At 72.5% G+C, this 15925-nt stretch carries 14 protein-coding genes; 7 read left to right on the plus strand and 7 right to left on the minus strand.

Features of this window, described 5'->3' with window-relative positions; all coding sequences use genetic code 11:
• Window positions 1–103: 103 nt before the first annotated feature.
• Window positions 104–1102, plus strand: coding sequence for a hypothetical protein (locus ACIHCM_RS22685; protein WP_399898565.1), 999 nt, complete (start codon window positions 104–106; stop codon window positions 1100–1102).
• A gap of 279 nt (window positions 1103–1381) precedes the next feature.
• On the plus strand, window positions 1382–2017 hold the full coding sequence (locus ACIHCM_RS22690) for an HAD family hydrolase (protein WP_399898567.1): 636 nt from the start codon (window positions 1382–1384) through the stop codon (window positions 2015–2017).
• Here the strand turns inward: ACIHCM_RS22690 and ACIHCM_RS22695 are convergent.
• Complete coding sequence (locus ACIHCM_RS22695) at window positions 1993–2244, minus strand: hypothetical protein (RefSeq protein ID WP_399898568.1); 252 nt, start codon at window positions 2242–2244, stop codon at window positions 1993–1995. The genes ACIHCM_RS22690 and ACIHCM_RS22695 overlap by 25 nt on opposite strands.
• Before the next feature lie 164 nt (window positions 2245–2408).
• Here ACIHCM_RS22695 and ACIHCM_RS22700 point away from each other — a divergent pair, with 164 nt between their 5' ends.
• The gene (locus ACIHCM_RS22700; RefSeq protein WP_399898570.1) at window positions 2409–2792 is read left to right on the plus strand and encodes a cold-shock protein; all 384 of its coding nucleotides are present in this window, start codon (window positions 2409–2411) and stop codon (window positions 2790–2792) included.
• A 7-nt stretch (window positions 2793–2799) separates the two neighbouring features.
• Here the strand turns inward: ACIHCM_RS22700 and ACIHCM_RS22705 are convergent, their stop codons facing one another.
• The 4 genes from ACIHCM_RS22705 to ACIHCM_RS22720 all read right to left on the minus strand — a co-directional run bounded on the left by ACIHCM_RS22705 (window position 2800) and on the right by ACIHCM_RS22720 (window position 6339).
• Window positions 2800–3642, minus strand: coding sequence for a 1,4-dihydroxy-6-naphthoate synthase (locus tag ACIHCM_RS22705; RefSeq protein WP_399898572.1), 843 nt, complete (start codon window positions 3640–3642; stop codon window positions 2800–2802).
• Window positions 3639–4331, minus strand: coding sequence for a futalosine hydrolase (locus tag ACIHCM_RS22710; RefSeq protein ID WP_399898574.1), 693 nt, complete (start codon window positions 4329–4331; stop codon window positions 3639–3641). The genes ACIHCM_RS22705 and ACIHCM_RS22710 overlap by 4 nt, the downstream gene beginning before the upstream one ends.
• A 35-nt stretch (window positions 4332–4366) precedes the next feature.
• On the minus strand, window positions 4367–4834 hold the full coding sequence (locus tag ACIHCM_RS22715; protein WP_399898809.1) for a DUF2771 domain-containing protein: 468 nt from the start codon (window positions 4832–4834) through the stop codon (window positions 4367–4369).
• An 80-nt stretch (window positions 4835–4914) separates the two neighbouring features.
• The gene (locus tag ACIHCM_RS22720; protein ID WP_399898576.1) at window positions 4915–6339 is read right to left on the minus strand and encodes an MFS transporter; all 1425 of its coding nucleotides are present in this window, start codon (window positions 6337–6339) and stop codon (window positions 4915–4917) included.
• A gap of 301 nt (window positions 6340–6640) precedes the next feature.
• Between ACIHCM_RS22720 and ACIHCM_RS22725 the strand changes: the two genes are divergently transcribed.
• Window positions 6641–7567, plus strand: a complete 927-nt coding sequence (locus tag ACIHCM_RS22725; RefSeq protein ID WP_399898578.1) for a DUF3027 domain-containing protein — start codon at window positions 6641–6643, stop codon at window positions 7565–7567.
• An 84-nt stretch (window positions 7568–7651) separates the two neighbouring features.
• On the opposite strand, the gene ACIHCM_RS22730 is transcribed toward ACIHCM_RS22725, so the two are convergent.
• Window positions 7652–7891 carry a hypothetical protein gene (locus ACIHCM_RS22730; RefSeq protein WP_399898580.1) on the minus strand — a complete coding sequence of 80 codons (240 nt, stop codon included), beginning with the start codon at window positions 7889–7891 and terminating at the stop codon, window positions 7652–7654.
• A gap of 327 nt (window positions 7892–8218) precedes the next feature.
• Between ACIHCM_RS22730 and ACIHCM_RS22735 the strand changes: the two genes are divergently transcribed.
• From ACIHCM_RS22735 to ACIHCM_RS22745, 3 genes are all read left to right on the plus strand, one after another.
• Window positions 8219–11332, plus strand: coding sequence for a sacsin N-terminal ATP-binding-like domain-containing protein (locus ACIHCM_RS22735; RefSeq protein WP_399898582.1), 3114 nt, complete (start codon window positions 8219–8221; stop codon window positions 11330–11332).
• Between the two features lie 182 nt (window positions 11333–11514).
• Window positions 11515–12387, plus strand: coding sequence for a calcium-binding protein (locus tag ACIHCM_RS22740; RefSeq protein WP_399898583.1), 873 nt, complete (start codon window positions 11515–11517; stop codon window positions 12385–12387).
• Window positions 12388–12525: 138 nt separating this feature from the next.
• Window positions 12526–13428, plus strand: a complete 903-nt coding sequence (locus ACIHCM_RS22745; RefSeq protein WP_399898585.1) for a hypothetical protein — start codon at window positions 12526–12528, stop codon at window positions 13426–13428.
• Here ACIHCM_RS22745 and ACIHCM_RS22750 read toward each other — a convergent pair whose 3' ends face one another.
• Window positions 13429–15822, minus strand: coding sequence for an HAD-IC family P-type ATPase (locus ACIHCM_RS22750; RefSeq protein WP_399898587.1), 2394 nt, complete (start codon window positions 15820–15822; stop codon window positions 13429–13431).
• Window positions 15823–15925: the final 103 nt, after the last annotated feature.

Consider the following 15925-nt stretch of genomic DNA (forward strand, 5'->3'; position numbering starts at 1 on the left):
CGGCAGTGTGGCGGGGCGGGCCTGACCGGGCGTCGGGTGCGCCGCCCTGCGCTAACGTCGTGCGATACGGCGAAACCGGCACACCCGCCCCGGAGGGGACAGCGTGGGGATCGAGAGCGACAAGGTCGTCTACGAGTATCTGAGCCGCGTCGGTGACGTGGCTCAGCAGCGTCAGCTGCCCTCCGCCACCCGTATGCGCCTGGTCTCCCAGCTGCGCGACGAGATCGGCCGGCGCCGCGCCAGGTCCGTCGTCGACAGCCCCGCCGCCGTCCGCCGCATCCTCTCCCGCATCGGCGACCCGGACGAGGTGGTCGCCGCGGCCGGCGACGGTGGGAGCGGCGGGTCGGTGCAGACGCCGGGCGCCGCCGTGCCCGAACCGCGAAAGACGCCGGAGAGGGAGGCGCAGCCGAGGGGCAGGGGGCTGCGCAGGGTCGTGCCGCCGCCCCGGCCCGCCGGTCCGCAGACGCCGGTGCCGCCCGCCGACGCGCCCGCTCCGCCGCACCGCGCGGGCGAGCACGAACTCGGCGACGACGCCACCCGGCCCGACTGGTGGCGAGTGGACAGCAGCCCCTTCGGGGTCGGCGACAGCGTGCCGGGGTTCGTCGGTGGCGTGGAGATCCCCGAGCTGCTCAAGCCGCCGGTGGAGCAGAAGGGGGCCGAGCCCGCGCCGGGCGCGCCGGAGACGTCGGACGCCGCCGCGGAGGCGGACGTGGAGTCCGGTGCCGGTCAGGCCCCGGCGCGTCGCCGTCTCAGGCCGTCACCCGGGAACTGGAACAACCCCCTCCTGTTGCTCGCCGCCGCCCTCCTGGCCGCCGGGGCCGTACTCGGCAACCTGCTCCCGCTCGCCGTCGGCTGGCTGATCGCGTACGCCTCCCGCCGGCTGACCAGGTGGGAGATGAAGTGGGCGGTGATGATCCTGCCCGGCGCCGCGGTGGCCGTCGGTTTCGGCTGGCTGTGGGGCCGACTCGACGGCCGCTGGGGCGCCCCGATCGCCGACGGGCAGATGCACGACGCCCTGTCCGGGACCTGGCCCTGGGTGCTGCGGGGTGCGGCGGTGGCGTCGGCGCTGTTCCTGGTGTGGCGGTCACAGAGGAAGGGGTGAGCGGGGGCGCGGTGGCCGTTGCGGGGGTGCGGGTTCGTGGGGGCTGGTCGCGCAGTTCCCCGCGCCCCTGGGGGGTGGGGTGCGGTGGTGCGTGGTCGGGTGCGGCGCCATCGTGGCTGGTCGCGCAGTTCCCCGCGCCCTGGGGGTGTGCGTGGTGCGGGTCGTGGTGGGGTGCGGGTTCGTGGGGCTGGTCGCGCAGTTCCCCGCGCCCCTGGGGGGGCGACGGGTCGGGGGGCTCCCTCACACCCCGTTCATCTGGCCGTGTCTTCGGTCGGCACAATGGCGGGCATGACCTCGCGCCCGCTCACCGTCGGCTTCGATCTCGACATGACGCTCATCGACTCCCGCCCCGGCATCCACGCCTGCTACACGGCGCTGGCCGAGCGGACGGGGACGTACATCGACGCCGATCTCGCGATCACCCGGCTGGGGCCGCCGCTGGAGCAGGAACTGCGGCACTGGTTCCCGGCGGACGAGATCCCCGCGATCGCCGGCGTCTACCGGTCGATGTACCCGGACATCGCGATCGCCGCGACCCCTGCCATGCCCGGCGCGCACGAGGCGATGGCGGCGGTCCGGGCCGCCGGTGGGCGCACGGTCGTGGTCACCGCCAAGTTCGAGCCCAACGCCAAGCTGCACCTCGCCCACCTCGGCATCGAGCCCGACGCGGTGGTCGGCGACCTGTGGGCGGAGGCGAAGGCGGCGGCGCTGCGTGAGCACGGCGCGGGCGTCTACGTCGGCGACCACACCGGCGACGTCCGTGGCGCCCGCGCGGCTGGCGCGCTGTCGGTGACGGTGGCGACCGGCCCCTGTGACGCCGAGGAGCTGCGGCTGGCGGGCGCCGACGCCGTACTCACCGGCCTGGGCGAGTTCCCGGAATGGCTTTCGGCCTATCTCGACGCGCCGCGCGCCTGACGCCGGCCCGCCGCGATCGCCCGGAGCATCCCCGCCCCGGCGATGAGGAAGCCGGCGCCCATGAGCATGCTCAATCCGAACATGTACGTCGGAAAAGGCGTCGTACCGAGGAACAGCGGAGCCACCGTGACCAGAGTGGCCACGGCTCCGACGAGGAAGACGACGGCACCGGCACGGATCAGTCGGTCACCGGGCCCGGCGGAATTCGGTTGGGTTTTGTCACGCACCCGACCAGGGTAGTTCCCAGCGCGAAGGAACAACCGGGCGACGTCTTGTCACCGGCCTGAAGACCATTAGCCTTGGTACCGGCGGGTCATGGACGACCCGCCCAAGTGCTATCAAGAGCCGTTTCAGAAGCAGTTTTCCGACGAGTACGAGGACGAGGACAGACGTGCCTACCGGCAAGGTCAAGTGGTTCAACAGCGAGAAGGGCTTCGGCTTTCTCTCCCGTGACGACGGCGGTGACGTCTTCGTCCATTCCTCGGTTCTCCCCGCCGGAGTCGAGACCCTCAAGCCGGGTCAGCGCGTGGAGTTCGGGGTGGTCGCCGGTCAGCGTGGCGACCAGGCGCTCTCGGTCACGATCCTGGACCCGACCCCGTCGCTCGCCGCCGCCCAGCGCAAGAAGCCGGACGAACTGGCCTCCATCGTCCAGGACCTGACCACGCTCCTGGAGAACATCACGCCGATGCTGGAAAAGGGCCGTTACCCCGACAAGACCTCCGGCAAGCAGATCGCCGGTCTGCTCCGCGCGGTCGCCGATCAGCTCGACGTCTAGACCCGCTCTACGGGAAATCCAGCGCATCCGGGCCGAGGGGCGGCACCAGCCCCTCGGCCGCCGCACGTGTGAGCAGACCGCGTACGGCCGCATAGCCGTCCTCGCCGAGACCGGCGGTGAACTCGTTGACGTAGAGCCCGATGTGCTGGTCCGCGACGGCCGGGTCCATCTCCTGGGCGTGTGCCATGACGTACGGACGGGACGCCTCGGGATCCTCCCAGGCCATGTGCACGGATGTGCGGACGGCCTCGGCGAGCCGGGTCAGCGTCCGGGTCCCCAGTGACCGCTTGGCGATGATCGCGCCCAGCGGGATCGGCAGCCCGGTGGTGTCCTCCCAGTGCCCGCCCATGTCGGCGAGCCTGTGCAGGCCGTAGTTCTGGTAGGTGAACCGCGCCTCATGGATGACCAGGCCCGCGTCCACCTTCCCGTCCCGCACCGCCGGCATGATCTCGTGGAACGGCATGACGACGATCTCGCCGACCCCGCCGGGCAGAGTGTCGGCGGCCCACAGCCGGAACAGCAGATATGCCGTCGACGTCTCGCTCGGCACCGCGACCGTCCGGCCGGTCAGGTCGGTGCCCGGCTCCCGGGTCAGCACCAGCGGGCCGCAGCCCCGGCCCAGCGCGCCGCCGCACGGCAGCAGGGTGTAGGTGCGAAGGACGTAGGGCAGCACGGCGTACGACACCTTCAGCACGTCCGACTCGCCGCGCTCGGCCATGCCGTTGGTGATGTCGATGTCCGCGAAGGTCACGTCGAGGCCGGGCGCGCCGGGGACGCGGCCGTGGGCGAGGGCGTCGAAGACGAAGGTGTCGTTGGGGCAGGGCGAGTACGCGATGTGCAGTCGGCTCATGCCGGTTTCCAACTCTCCAGTACGGGGGCCAGCTTCCCGAAGGCGTCCGTGAGTGCGGCGAGCGCCTCACCGATCCGCCAGGCGGCGCGGTCACGCGGGCCCACCGGGTTGGAGATAGCGCGCAGCTCCAGGACGGGCGTGCCGTGCGCGGCGGCGGCCTCCGCGACGCCGAAGCCCTCCATGGCCTCGGCGAGGGCACGGGGGTGGCTCTCGCGCAGGGCGGCTGCGCGGGCGGCGGTGCCGGTCACGGTGGAGACGGTGAGAACCGTGCCGGGGCGGGCTCCGGTGGCGGTCGCGGCGTCCCGTACGAGTGCTTGTGGCGGACGGTGGGTGACGGTGCCGAAGCCCAGTTCGGTGACCGGGAGGAAGCCTTCGCCGGTCTCGGCGCCCAGGTCGGCGGCGGTGATCTCGTCGGCGACGACGAGCGAGCCGACGGGCGCCCCGGGAGCGAAGCCGCCCGCGATGCCGGCCGAGAGGACCAGGGCGTAGGGGCTGCCGCGCAGTGCGGCGGCGGTGAGCGCGGTCGCCGTGCGGGCGGCGGCCAGGGCGGGGCCGACACCGGCGGCGAGCAGGTCGGGGCCGGCCGGGAGGCGGTGCAGGGGGTCCGCGCCGGGCAGCGGGACCTCCGTGGCGGGGCCCGGGAACGCCCGTGCCACCGCGTCCCGTTCGGCGGGGACGGCGGTGGCCACGAGGACGTGTGGGGTGGACTGTGCGCGAGACGTGGTCAGTTTTCCTTCTTGAGCTTGAAGGACCACAGGCCGGTGACCGCCTGGCTGTCCTTCTTGCCGTCGCCCGCCTTGATGGAGACCAGGGTCGAGTCGCCTTGGGCACCGTACTGGGCGTTGAAGAACGCGTTGCCCGGGATCGTGCGGTAGGTCTTGTCGCTGTCGTCGGTCAGGGGCTGACCGTTCAAGAGGATCGTCCAGCGTTCGTCGGCGACCTCGGGGTCGACGCCGAAGCGGACGGTCTCGTCCTGGCCGACGCTGATCGACTTGATGTCCTCGTCCTGCAGGCACTTGGTGAGATCCGCGGGCTTGAGGACGTCGCCCTCACCTCCGCAGGTGGCCTCGGCGCTGAGCGAAGAGCTGCCGACGGTGATCGTCGACATCGGCGACGGCTTGTCGCAGGCCGACAGGACGAGCAGTCCGGCGGAAACGGCGCCGGCGGCGGCGACGGCGCGGCGGCGTCGCACAGCGGATTGCATGGTCATGGTCGAAGGCTATCGGGCACGTCCAGCCCCCTCCCCATGCGGGGTACGGGGCGTGCCGGTGGTTAGGCCACTCGCGGGCGGGTGCGGCCCCCGTGGCGGGCGGAGCCGAGCAGGCCGCGGACGGTGGTCAGCCAGCCGGCGGCCAGTACGGCGGCGGCCACCGTCATGCCCAGGGTGCCGTTCAGCGGCAGGGCGATGCCGATCGCGCCGCCGAGCACCCAGGCCATCTGGAGCAACGTCTCCGAGCGCGCGAACGCCGAGGTGCGCACCAGCTCCGGCACGTCCCGCTGGATCAGCGCGTCCAGTGACAGCTTGGCCAGCGCCTGCGCGAATCCGGCGACGGCCGCGAGGCAGGCCACCAGGAACGCGCTGAAGAACAGTGCCGCCGTGACCGCGACCGCCAGCTCGATCGCGACGACGGTCACGATGATCACCTCCGGCGCCCGCGACTTCAGCCACGCTCCGACCGCCGTGCCCAGCGCGTTGCCCACGCCGGCGGCGACGGCCACCATGCCCAGCGAGACCGCCGCGCTCTGCCCGGCCAGCGGATGCTCACGGAGCAGGAACGCCAGGAAGAAGATCAGGAACCCGGCCAGACAGCGGATCGCCGCGTTGACCGCGAGGGCGTGTGTGACCGCGATGCCGACCGTGCGCAGTCCCGGGCGCTTGAGCGGCTTGCGGTGCGGGCCGTGCAGATGGGCCTCGTCCGCCGCGAGCAGCGCCGTGTCCTCGCCCTTGGCCGAGTCGACCTTGTGCGGCAGGGTGAAGGAGAGAACCGTTCCGGCGACGAAGATCACGAAGGCGCCGTACAGCGGCCAGCGTGGGCCGAGCGCCTGGAGTCCGGCGCCGACGGGCGCGGCCACGCCGGTGGCGAGCAGGCCGCCGAGGGTGACCCGGGAATTGGCCTTCACCAGGGAGAAGCGCGGTGGCAGCAGCCGGGGCACGACCGCGCTTCTGACCACGCCGTACGCCTTGGACGCGACCAGCACGCCGAGTGCCGCCGGGTAGAGCTCGATACCGCCGGTGATCACCGCGCCGGACAGCACCAGCGCGAGCAGCGCCCGGGCCAGCATCGCCCCCGCCATCGCCGCGCGCCTGCCGTGCGGCACCCGGTCGAGCAGGGGGCCGATCACGGGGGCGAGAAGGGTGAACGGCGCCATCGTGATCGCGAGGTAGAGGGCGACGCGGCCGCGCGCCTCGTCGGTGGGGACGGAGAAGAAGACGGTGGAGGCGAGGGCGATGGTGATCATGACGTCGCCCGCGCCGTTCACGGCGTGCAGTTCGATCAGTTTGCCGAGGCCCGACTCGCCGGCGCCGTGCGCGTGGGTGGCCTTGCGGATACCGCGGGCGGTGCCGGTCACCGGGAAGTGCAGGGCACGGGTGAACGAGCGGAGCCGGCCGCCCGTACGGCCCGCTCCGCCGCCTCGGTTGTTCCCCTTGACGCCGCCGGTTCCGGTGGCGCCCTGGGGCGACCTTGCGGTTGCCACGACGTTCATAGTGCCCTGAGATGGGCGTCAGTAGTGCGGTTCCGGCGCGTATGGACGCGCACTTAGTGGCGATCATGTCCCGTCGGTGTAGGCCCAGCGGCGCCGAAGGGGTAGCGTGCGTAGCGCGCCGTGGCGAACGTTCTCGGCCGCGCGCCTCTCGGCCATCCCGCAGAATGGATGACACAGGTGCGCCCGAGCGCGACAGGGCGCGGACGTCGACGCGGTCCCCAGGTCCGCTCCGTCCGCCTCGTCGCCTTCAGGCTGGCGCACCGAGAGACGGCGTAGGAGAGAAGCGATACCTGTGAGCGCAGCGACAACGCGAAGCCGCACCCCCGACCGCCTGTGCGCCGAGGCCGTCGACCTAGCACGGGCCGCGGCCGAGGAGGCCGCCGCGCCCGGGGTCGTCGGGGAGCACGCCGAGGTGGTCTCCGAGGGCGACCGCGTTGTCACGCACTTCTTCGAGTGCAAGGAACTGGGGTACCGCGGCTGGCGCTGGGCCGTGACCGTGGCGCGGGCCTCGCGCGCGAAGGTCGTGACGCTGGACGAGGTCGTGCTGCTGCCCGGCCCGGACGCGCTGCTGGCGCCGGAATGGGTGCCGTGGAGCGAGCGGCTGCGGCCCGGGGACATGGGGCCCGGCGATCTGCTGCCCACGGACGCCGAGGATCTGCGGCTGGAGCCGGGCTGGATCGGCGAGGAGACGCCGCTGCCGAGTTCCGCGGTCTCCGAGGACATGGCGGAACTGGTCGAGGCCGAGGACGCGGAGGTCACCGCGGGACCGCCGGCCAGCCTGCCGGCGGTGCCGACCCGGGGCTCCATCGCGGCCGTCGCGGAGGAACTGGGCATGCGGCGCGCCCGGGTGCTGTCGCGGTACGGCCTGCATGTGGCGGCCGACCGCTGGGAGGAGTCGTTCGGGCCGAAGACCCCGATGGCCCAGGCGGCCCCCGCGGCGTGCGTGACGTGTGGCTTCCTGGCGCCGATCGGGGGGTCGCTGGGACAGGCCTTCGGGGTCTGCGCGAACGAGTTCTCCCCGGCCGACGGACGGGTGGTGTCGCTGGCCTACGGCTGCGGCGGGCACTCCGAGGCCGCGGTCATGCCGAAGCCGCCCCAGCCGGCCCCGCCGGTGATCGACGAGACGCGGGTGGACCCGTTCCCGCTGCGACCGGCGCGGGACTCCGGCTCGGTACCGGACGTCTCCGACGAGGCGGCGGCGGAACTGGGGCATTCGTAGGGCTCCACGACTTGGCCGCCCCGGCTCGCTCGCGCGACACGTCGGGTCGTGCGATGTCGATGTCCCGGGCCCCTGGCGCCGATGTCAGGGTTGCTCGTCCACGAAGATGGCCTCCGCCGAGGGCGCGGTCACCGCGCGCCGGTGCCAGCGGCGGAGGACCTCGGGGTCGGCGCAGTCGGTGATGCGCCGGCGGACCTCTTCGGGGACATCGATACCGCGCACGTCCAGGACGTCCAGGACGTCCTCCGAGGCACGGCGCGTTTCGCCTTCGGCCAGGAGTTCCTGTGAGAGGGATGACGTGTAGAAGGAGAGATCCACGGCCACCAGGTTCCTCCACAATTCTGCGGCCGGGGGGTTATGCCTCTGGCGCATGCCGCGAGTGCGTTCCGTGGTGAGCGTAGGGCCGCAATTCCGGCTGCATACGGGCGAGTTGGCGGCCTTCACTCCGAGGGGTGAATGCGGCCCCAGAAGCCCCTGAAGGGGCCGTCAGGTGGTCGTTCCGCTGCCTGAGACGCTGCCGGGCGGTGGTGGGGTCGGTGCCGTCGCGAGGGGCGCGGGAGTGCCTGGCCCCGCCCCGCCCCGGAGGCGGCCAGGCGGCGTCTCACCGGCCGGGGGCGATACCTTCTCCTCACGGCGATGAGGAGAGTCAACGTGAGCAAGTTCGTGCGGCCGGCGGCCGAGGGTGCCGATCCGTTCGGGACCGCCCGGCTGCGGCGCGGTGTACTGGACGCCTGGGCCACCAGTCCGGCCCGCTTCCGGGAGGACGCCAACGCCGAGGAGGACCTCGTACTCGGCGGGTACCGGGACCGGCTCGTCGTGGAGCTGGCCCAGAACGCCGCCGACGCGGCCGCCCGCGCCGGTGTGCCGGGCCGGTTGCGCCTCACCCTCCGCGACGGCGTCCTCGTCGCCGCCAACACGGGCGCGCCCCTGGACGCGGCCGGCGTCGAGTCGCTCGCCACCCTGCGGGCCTCCGCCAAGCGGGACACGCCCTCGATCGGCCGGTTCGGCGTCGGCTTCGCGGCCGTCCTCGCCGTCACCGACGAGCCCGCGGTGGTCGGCCGGCACGGCGGTGTCCGCTGGTCCCTCGCCGAGGCCCGTGACCTCGCCGCCGAAACCGCCCGGCACAGCCCCGGCCTGGGCGACGAGATCCGGCGCCGGGACGGTCACGTACCCCTGCTGCGGCTGCCGTTCGCCGCCGAGGGCACCGCTCCCGACCCGTACGACACCGTCGTCATCCTCCCCCTGCGCGACACGGCCGCCGCCGGTCTCGCCGAGCGCCTGCTGCACGCCGTCGACGACTCCCTGCTGCTCTCCCTGCCGGGTCTCGAGGAGGTCGTCATCGAGACCGGCGCCGACGCGCCCCGCACGCTGCGCCGCCGGGCCGAGGGTGCCCTGACCGTCGTGGAGGACTCGCGGGACGGCGCCCACCGGTGGCGCACCGCCGCCGCGCACGGCCCGCTCACGCCCGAACTGCTCGCCGACCGGCCCGTCGAGGAGCGGCTGCGCCCGCACTGGTCGGTCACCTGGGCCGTGCCCGTGGACGGCGACGGCACTCCCGTGCACCCGCGCACCAGCCCCGTCGTGCACGCCCCCACGCCCAGCGACGAGCCCCTCGGTGTGCCCGCGCTGCTCATCGCGTCGTTCCCGCTGGACACCACCCGCCGGCACGCCGCGCCCGGCCCGCTGACCGGGTTCCTGGTCGAGAAGGCGGCGGACGTGTACGCCGAACTGCTCGCCGGCTGGCGGCCGGTGACCGCCGGGATCATCGACCTCGTGCCCGGCCCGCTGGGCAAGGGCGAGCTGGACGGGGCGCTGCGGCAGGCGATCCTGGAACGGCTGCCGCGCACGTCCTTCCTGCCCCCGGCCCACACGGGTCCCGACGAGGAACTGCCCGAGTCGCTCCGGCCGCGTGACGCCGAGGTCGTCGAGGGGGCCGGCGCGGACACCGTGCGGGTGCTCGCCGAGGTGCTGCCCACCCTGCTGCCCGCCGGTCTGGAACGCCGGGTGGAGCTGAGGACGCTGGGGGTCGCCCGGCTCCGGCTGTCCGACGCCGTCGACCGGCTGGCCGGGCTGGAGAAGGAGCCCGGCTGGTGGCGGCGGCTGTACGACAGCCTGGCGGGCGTCGATCCCGACCGGCTCACCGGCCTGCCCGTGCCGCTCGCCGACGGCCGCACCACCATCGGGCCCCGGCAGGTGCTGCTGCCCACGCCCGACGCCGTGAGCGTGGAACCCGGGACCCTCACCCGGCTCGGCCTCAAGGTCGCCCACCCCGACGCCGCCCACCCGCTGCTGGAGAAGCTCGGTGCGCTGCCCGCGACGCCGCGCGCGGTCCTCACCACGCCGCAGGTGCGCGCCGCCGTGGCCGCCTCGCTCGACGACGAGGGTGCCCTGTCCTGGGAGGAGGACGCCCTGGACGCCGAGGAGCTGGCGGACACCGTGCTCACCCTGGTCCGCGACGCCGGTCTCGAACCGGGGGACGAGCCGTGGCTCGGTGCCCTGGCCCTCCCCGACGAGGAGGGGGAGCCGGCGCCGGCCGGTGAGCTGGTCTTCCCCGGCGGCCCGTTCGCGCAGGTCATGCGCGAGGGCGAACTCGCCTTCGTGGATGCCGAGTTCGCCGAGCGCTTCGGTGAGCAGCCGCTGGCCGCGTGCGGGGTGCTGGTCGACTTCACGCTCGTCCGGGCCACGGACGTCGTCCTCGACCCGGACGAACTGGAGCCCCGCGAAGGGGAGTACGCAGAGCCGGACGACCCCGGACTGCTGGACGCGGTGGACGTCTGGTGCGAGGACATCCTCGACCGTTTCCCCGACTCCCCGGTGCCGCCGGTCGCCACCGAACTGGTCGCGGTGCGGGACCTGGACCTCGTCGACGACGACAAGTGGCCGCAGGCCCTGACCCTGCTCGCGCGGCCGCCGCTGCGGGACGCCCTCACCCAGCCGGTGCGGATCCTGCTGCCCGACGGCACCCATGAAGTCGTACGCCCGTACACGGCCTGGTGGCTGCGGGGGCACCCGGTGCTGGACGGCCGGCGCCCGGCCGGTCTCCTCGCCTCCGGCGGCGATCCGCTGCTGCGCGGCCTGTACGACGAGGCCGACGCGACCGGGTTCGACGACGAGCAGGTGCTCCGGGCGCTGGGCGTCCGCACCTCGGTGGCGGCCCTCCTGGCCGAACCGGGCGGCGGCGCCGAGCTGCTGGACCGGCTCGCCGACCCCGAGCGGCCGGTCACCGGCGCCCAACTGCACGCCCTCTACGGCGCGCTGGCCGAGCTGGACCCCGAGCAGGTGACCCTGCCCGACGAGCTGCGGGCCGTCGTGGACGGGCGGGTCGAGGTGGTCGACGCGGCCGGTGCGGTGGTCGTCGACTCGCCCGACCTGCTGCCCTTCACGGCGGGCGTGCCGCTGCTGCCGGTCCCGCCGGCGCGGGCGGCCGAGCTGGCGGAGCTGTTCCAGGTGCGGCGGCTGAGCGAGTCCGTCACGGGCGAGGTCGACTCGCAGGGCACGGAGCACGACGTACCCGACTCGGTGCGGGTCCTGCTGGGGGCGCGGACGCCGGACTCGTACGTCGAGCACGAGGAACTGGTCGTCGACGGGGTGGAGATCGACTGGCGGGTCACGGACGACGGGGTGCTGCACGCCGCCACGCTGGAGGGCGTCGCGGCCGGCCTCGCCTGGGCGGCGGGCCAGTGGCCACGGCGGTTCGAGGTGGCGGCCCTGCTGGAGGATCCCTCGCGGACGGAGGAACTGGCGCGGGACCGCTGGTTCGACTGAGTCGACGGGGCGGATCGGTGTGCACGGTCGCCGCGTATTTTCCTCACGGGTGGTACAACCTTTCACCACCTGCGTGGGTCTGATCGCGTGAGTCAACAGACTCCACGATCGCTTGGGCCTCGTCGCGCTCACGCGCCACAGGGAACGAAGGGCAGCGAGGCCCTCTCCTCCATGGGGAACACATGCGTATACGAGCCACCGTGGCCGCCGTCACCGGCGCCCTGGCCCTGTCCGCCCTCGCCGCGCCGATCGCGCAGGCCGATCCGCACGGTGTCGAGCTGAACCGTCCGGGCATCGCCGAGCGTTTCGGCACCTCCTCCGCCAAGCCGTCCCTCCGTACCGGCGCGACGGCAGCGCCCACCATCACCGCGGTGACGGTGAACTCCAACACCAACGTGGTCGTCGGCACCGGCGCGAAGACGATCAAGGTGTACGTGAAGGCCAGCCACCCGAGCGGCATCTCGGACGCCTACATCGACCTGTGGCACGGCAGCGACCCCGAGTACGACATCGACGGCTGGCTCCCGCCGAACGAGCAGGCCGCCTCCTGCACGGCCAGCAGTGCCACGACGTCGACCTGCATGCTCACCATCACCGCCACGCCCGGTGCGGACGGCGACGGGGTGGGCGACCTCTACGCCAACATCCTCGCCGGCACCTGGAACGTCTCCGTCGGCGTCCTGGCCAACGACGGCGAGGTCTTCTACACGGACTTCTACAAGACCCACAAGGTCCAGCGCGCCTCCGTGCTCACGGTCAACGCCGGCCCTGAGCCGGTGCAGAAGGGCGGCACCCTGACCGTCACCGGCAAGCTGACCCGTGCCGACTGGGGGACCCGTAAGTACGTCGGTTTCAGCGGCCAGAAGGTGGCCCTGCAGTTCCGCAAGTCCGGTCCCACCTCGTACGCGAACGTGAAGGGCATCACCGCCGCCACCGGCGGTGCGCTGAAGACCACCTACAAGGCGTCCTACGACGGCTACTGGCGCTTCAACTACTCGGGCATCCCGAGCACCGCGGCGGTCAGCGTCGCGGGTGACTACGTCGACGTGAAGTAGGCGACGGCTCGCCCGGGTGGACCGGTACTCCACGAAATCCGCCAACTTCCCCCACCCGGGCAACCGTTCCCCGTACTCGCCTATCTGATCAGGAGAGCCAACAGGCTCCGAGATCACTCGCGACCATCTGGGGAACGCATGCGCATACGTGCCACTGTCGCCACCGTCACCGGCGCCCTGGCCCTCTCCGCCCTCGCCGTACCGGCCACGCACGCCGCCGGCGGCGACGGCTTCGACCACCGCGAGGCGTTCGCGAAGATCAGCCAGGCCGCGCACAAGAGCGACCGGGCCCCCGGTCAGCCGTACGACATGGACGTCACGTTCTCGGACTTCAAGATCGCCAAGGCCGTCAAGCTCGGCTCGGGGACGCACTACTCCACCACGGTCACCTACAAGATGACCCACGCCGCGGACATCGACGTCAAGGCCAGTGACTTCCTGACGAACCCGGTCCTCTACCGCGGTGACCTCGCTGCCCCGAGCAGCGCCCCCCTGGTCGGCGTCAGGCCCGCGACCTGCACGGTGAACACGGCCACCACCGCCACCTGCACCGGGAAGATCGACTTCTACCCGCGCGAGGACCTGCTCAACTCCGAGGCCGGTACCTGGAAGGCAGGCGCCGGCGCGCTCGCGCTCAACGGCCAGGACCCGGAGGGCGAGGACTTCGACATGTCCAAGGTCGGCTACGCCGAACAGGGTGACCTCGGGACCACCCTCATCCAGCGTGCCTCCACCCTCTCGGTCAACGCCTCGCCGGAGCCCGTGAAGAAGGGCAAGACCCTCACCATCACCGGCAAGCTCTCCCTCGCCAACTGGGAGACCGGCAAGTACGTCGGGTACGTGAACCAGTCGGTCGCCCTTCAGTACCGCAAGAAGGACGTCACGACGTACACCAACGTCAAGGGCATCAAGACCAACAGCAAGGGCGAGCTGAGGACGACGGTCACGGCGTCGGCGGACGGCTACTACCGCTTCACGTTCAAGGGCAAGACGACGGTCCCGGCGGTCAACGCGACCGGCGACTACGTCGACGTCCAGTAACTACGCGGGGAAGCGGCGGTCGACCCACCTCCAGAGGAACTCCAGGGCGACCGCCGCGGCCGCGGCCATCCCCACCGCGATCCACGGCACCGTCATCCCCACCAGCCGCAGCGCGAAGAAGTCCTGGAGCCAGGGCACCACCAGCACCACCATGAACAGCGCGCCCATCGCCGCCACCAGCGCCACCCGCCACCACGTGTACGGCCGGGCGACGATCGCGAGCACCCACATGGCGATCAGGAACAGCGTCAGCGTCGCCGCGCTGGTCTCCGCGGCCAGCGCCCCCGGCCCGGTGTAGTACCGCTGGGCGATCAGATACGTCGCGAACGTCGCCACCGCGGCGAGCACCCCGCCCGGGATCGAGTACCGCATCACCCGCCGCACGAAATTCGGCTTCGCCCGCTCCTTGTTGGGCGCCAGGGCGAGGAAGAAGGCCGGGACGCCGATCGTCAGAGTGGACAGCAGCGTCAGATGGCGCGGCAGGAACGGGTACTCGACCTGCCAGCACACCACCAGGATCGCCAGCAGCACCGAGTACACCGTCTTGACCAGGAACAGGGTCGCCACGCGCGTGATGTTGCCGATGACACGGCGGCCCTCGGCCACCACCGACGGCAGCGTGGCGAAGCTGTTGTTCAGCAGCACGATCTGCGCCACCGCCCGTGTCGCCTCCGAACCCGAGCCCATCGCGACCCCGATGTCGGCGTCCTTCAGGGCGAGCACGTCGTTCACACCGTCGCCGGTCATCGCGACCGTGTGCCCGCGGGACTGGAGCGCTCCTACCATGTCCCGCTTCTGCTGCGGGGTGACCCGCCCGAAGACGGTGCCCTCGTCCAGGGCCCCCGCCATCCGGTCGCGCTCGGCGGGCAGCCGGCGCGCGTCCACCGTCGTGCCGGTCAGGCCCAGCTTGCCGGCGACCGCCCCGACCGACACCGCGTTGTCGCCGGAGATGACCTTGGCGGCGACGTCCTGGTCGGCGAAGTAGCGCAGGGTGTCGGCGGCGTCGGGGCGCAGCCGCTGTTCGAGGACGACGAGCGCGGCGGGCTTGGCGTCGCGGGTGATCCCGGGGGAGTCCAGCTCGCCCGAGACGCGGGCCAGCAGCAGCACCCGCAGGCCCTGTTCGTTGAGCCGGTCGGTGTCGGCGAGCGTCGGGTCGTCCTCGTGGAGCAGTACGTCGGGGGCGCCGAGGAGCCACGTGCTGGACTCGCCGTTGCCCTCGCTGAAGGCCGCGCCGCTGTACTTGCGGGCGGAGGAGAAGGGCAGCGCCTCGACGCAGCGCCAGTCCTCGCTGTCGGGGTAGGCGTCGATGATCGCCTGGAGGGAGGAGTTCGGGCGCGGGTCGGACTCGCCGAGGGCGCCGAGCACCTGCCGCACGTACGCTTCGTCGTTGCCGTCCAGCGTGCGCAGTTCGGTCACGTCCATGCCGCCCTCGGTGAGGGTGCCCGTCTTGTCCAGGCAGACGGTGTCGACGCGGGCGAGACCCTCGATCGCGGGCAGCTCCTGGACCAGGCACTGCTTGCGGCCGAGCCGGATCACGCCGATCGCGAAGGCGACGGAGGTGAGCAGCACCAGGCCTTCGGGGACCATGGGGACGATGCCGCCGACGGTGCGGGCGACGGAGTCCTTGAAGTCGGTCTCCTTCACCACCAGCTGGCTGATGATCAGGCCGATGGCGGTCGGCACCATCATCCACGTCACGTACTTGAGGATCGTGGAGATGCCCGAGCGCAGCTCGGAGTGGACCAGGGTGAACCGCGACGCCTCCTCGGCGAGCTGGGCGGCGTACGCCTCCCGCCCCACCTTGGTCGCCTGGAAGGCTCCGGCCCCGGCGACCACGAAGCTGCCGGACATGACCTCGTCCCCCGGCCGTTTGACGACCGGGTCGGCCTCGCCGGTGAGCAGCGACTCGTCGATCTCCAGCCCGTCGGCCTCGACGCAGGTGCCGTCGACCACGACCTTGTCCCCCGGGCCGATCTCGATCAGGTCGTCCAGCACGATCTCGGCCGTGCCGACCTCGGCGGCGGCCCCGTCCCGCCGTACGGTCGGCCGCACCTCACCGATGAGGGCCAGTGAGTCCAGCGTCTTCTTCGCCCGCCACTCCTGGAGGATGCCGATGCCGGTGTTGGCGAGGATGACGAAGCCGAACAGGCTGTCCTGGATGGGGGCGACGACCAGCATGATCGCCCAGAGCACGCCGATGATGGCGTTGAACCGGGTGAAGACGTTGGCGCGGACGATGTCCGCCATCGACCGGCTGCTGCGCACCGGCACGTCGTTGACCTGCCCTCGCGCCACCCGCTCGGCGACCTCGGCGGTGGTCAGTCCGCTGGTGCGGGAGGGCAGGCGCAAGGGGTGCACGGGGTCGAGACCGGCGCCCGCGTCGATGTGCGTCATGCATTCGACGGTACGTGTGGAACTACCGCTTCACCTGCCGAGTGCGCGGAAGATCCGACCTCGCAAGGACCGTGACCGTGCCGTGGCCGTAAGGCGGTTGTAC

Source organism: Streptomyces sp. NPDC052023 (assembly GCF_044548465.1).
In the GTDB taxonomy this organism is placed as follows: domain Bacteria; phylum Actinomycetota; class Actinomycetes; order Streptomycetales; family Streptomycetaceae; genus Streptomyces.

Bases quoted from the DNA above. Each gene is read 5' to 3' on its own strand.
- ACIHCM_RS22750 (WP_399898587.1), bottom strand. From the start codon at position 15,822: ATGACGCACATCGACGCGGGCGCCGGTCTCGACCCCGTGCACCCCTTG.
- ACIHCM_RS22690 (WP_399898567.1), top strand. From the start codon at position 1,382: ATGGCGGGCATGACCTCGCGCCCGCTCACCGTCGGCTTCGATCTCGAC.
- ACIHCM_RS22740 (WP_399898583.1), top strand. From the start codon at position 11,515: ATGCGTATACGAGCCACCGTGGCCGCCGTCACCGGCGCCCTGGCCCTG.
- ACIHCM_RS22705 (WP_399898572.1), bottom strand. From the start codon at position 3,642: ATGAGCCGACTGCACATCGCGTACTCGCCCTGCCCCAACGACACCTTC.
- ACIHCM_RS22745 (WP_399898585.1), top strand. From the start codon at position 12,526: ATGCGCATACGTGCCACTGTCGCCACCGTCACCGGCGCCCTGGCCCTC.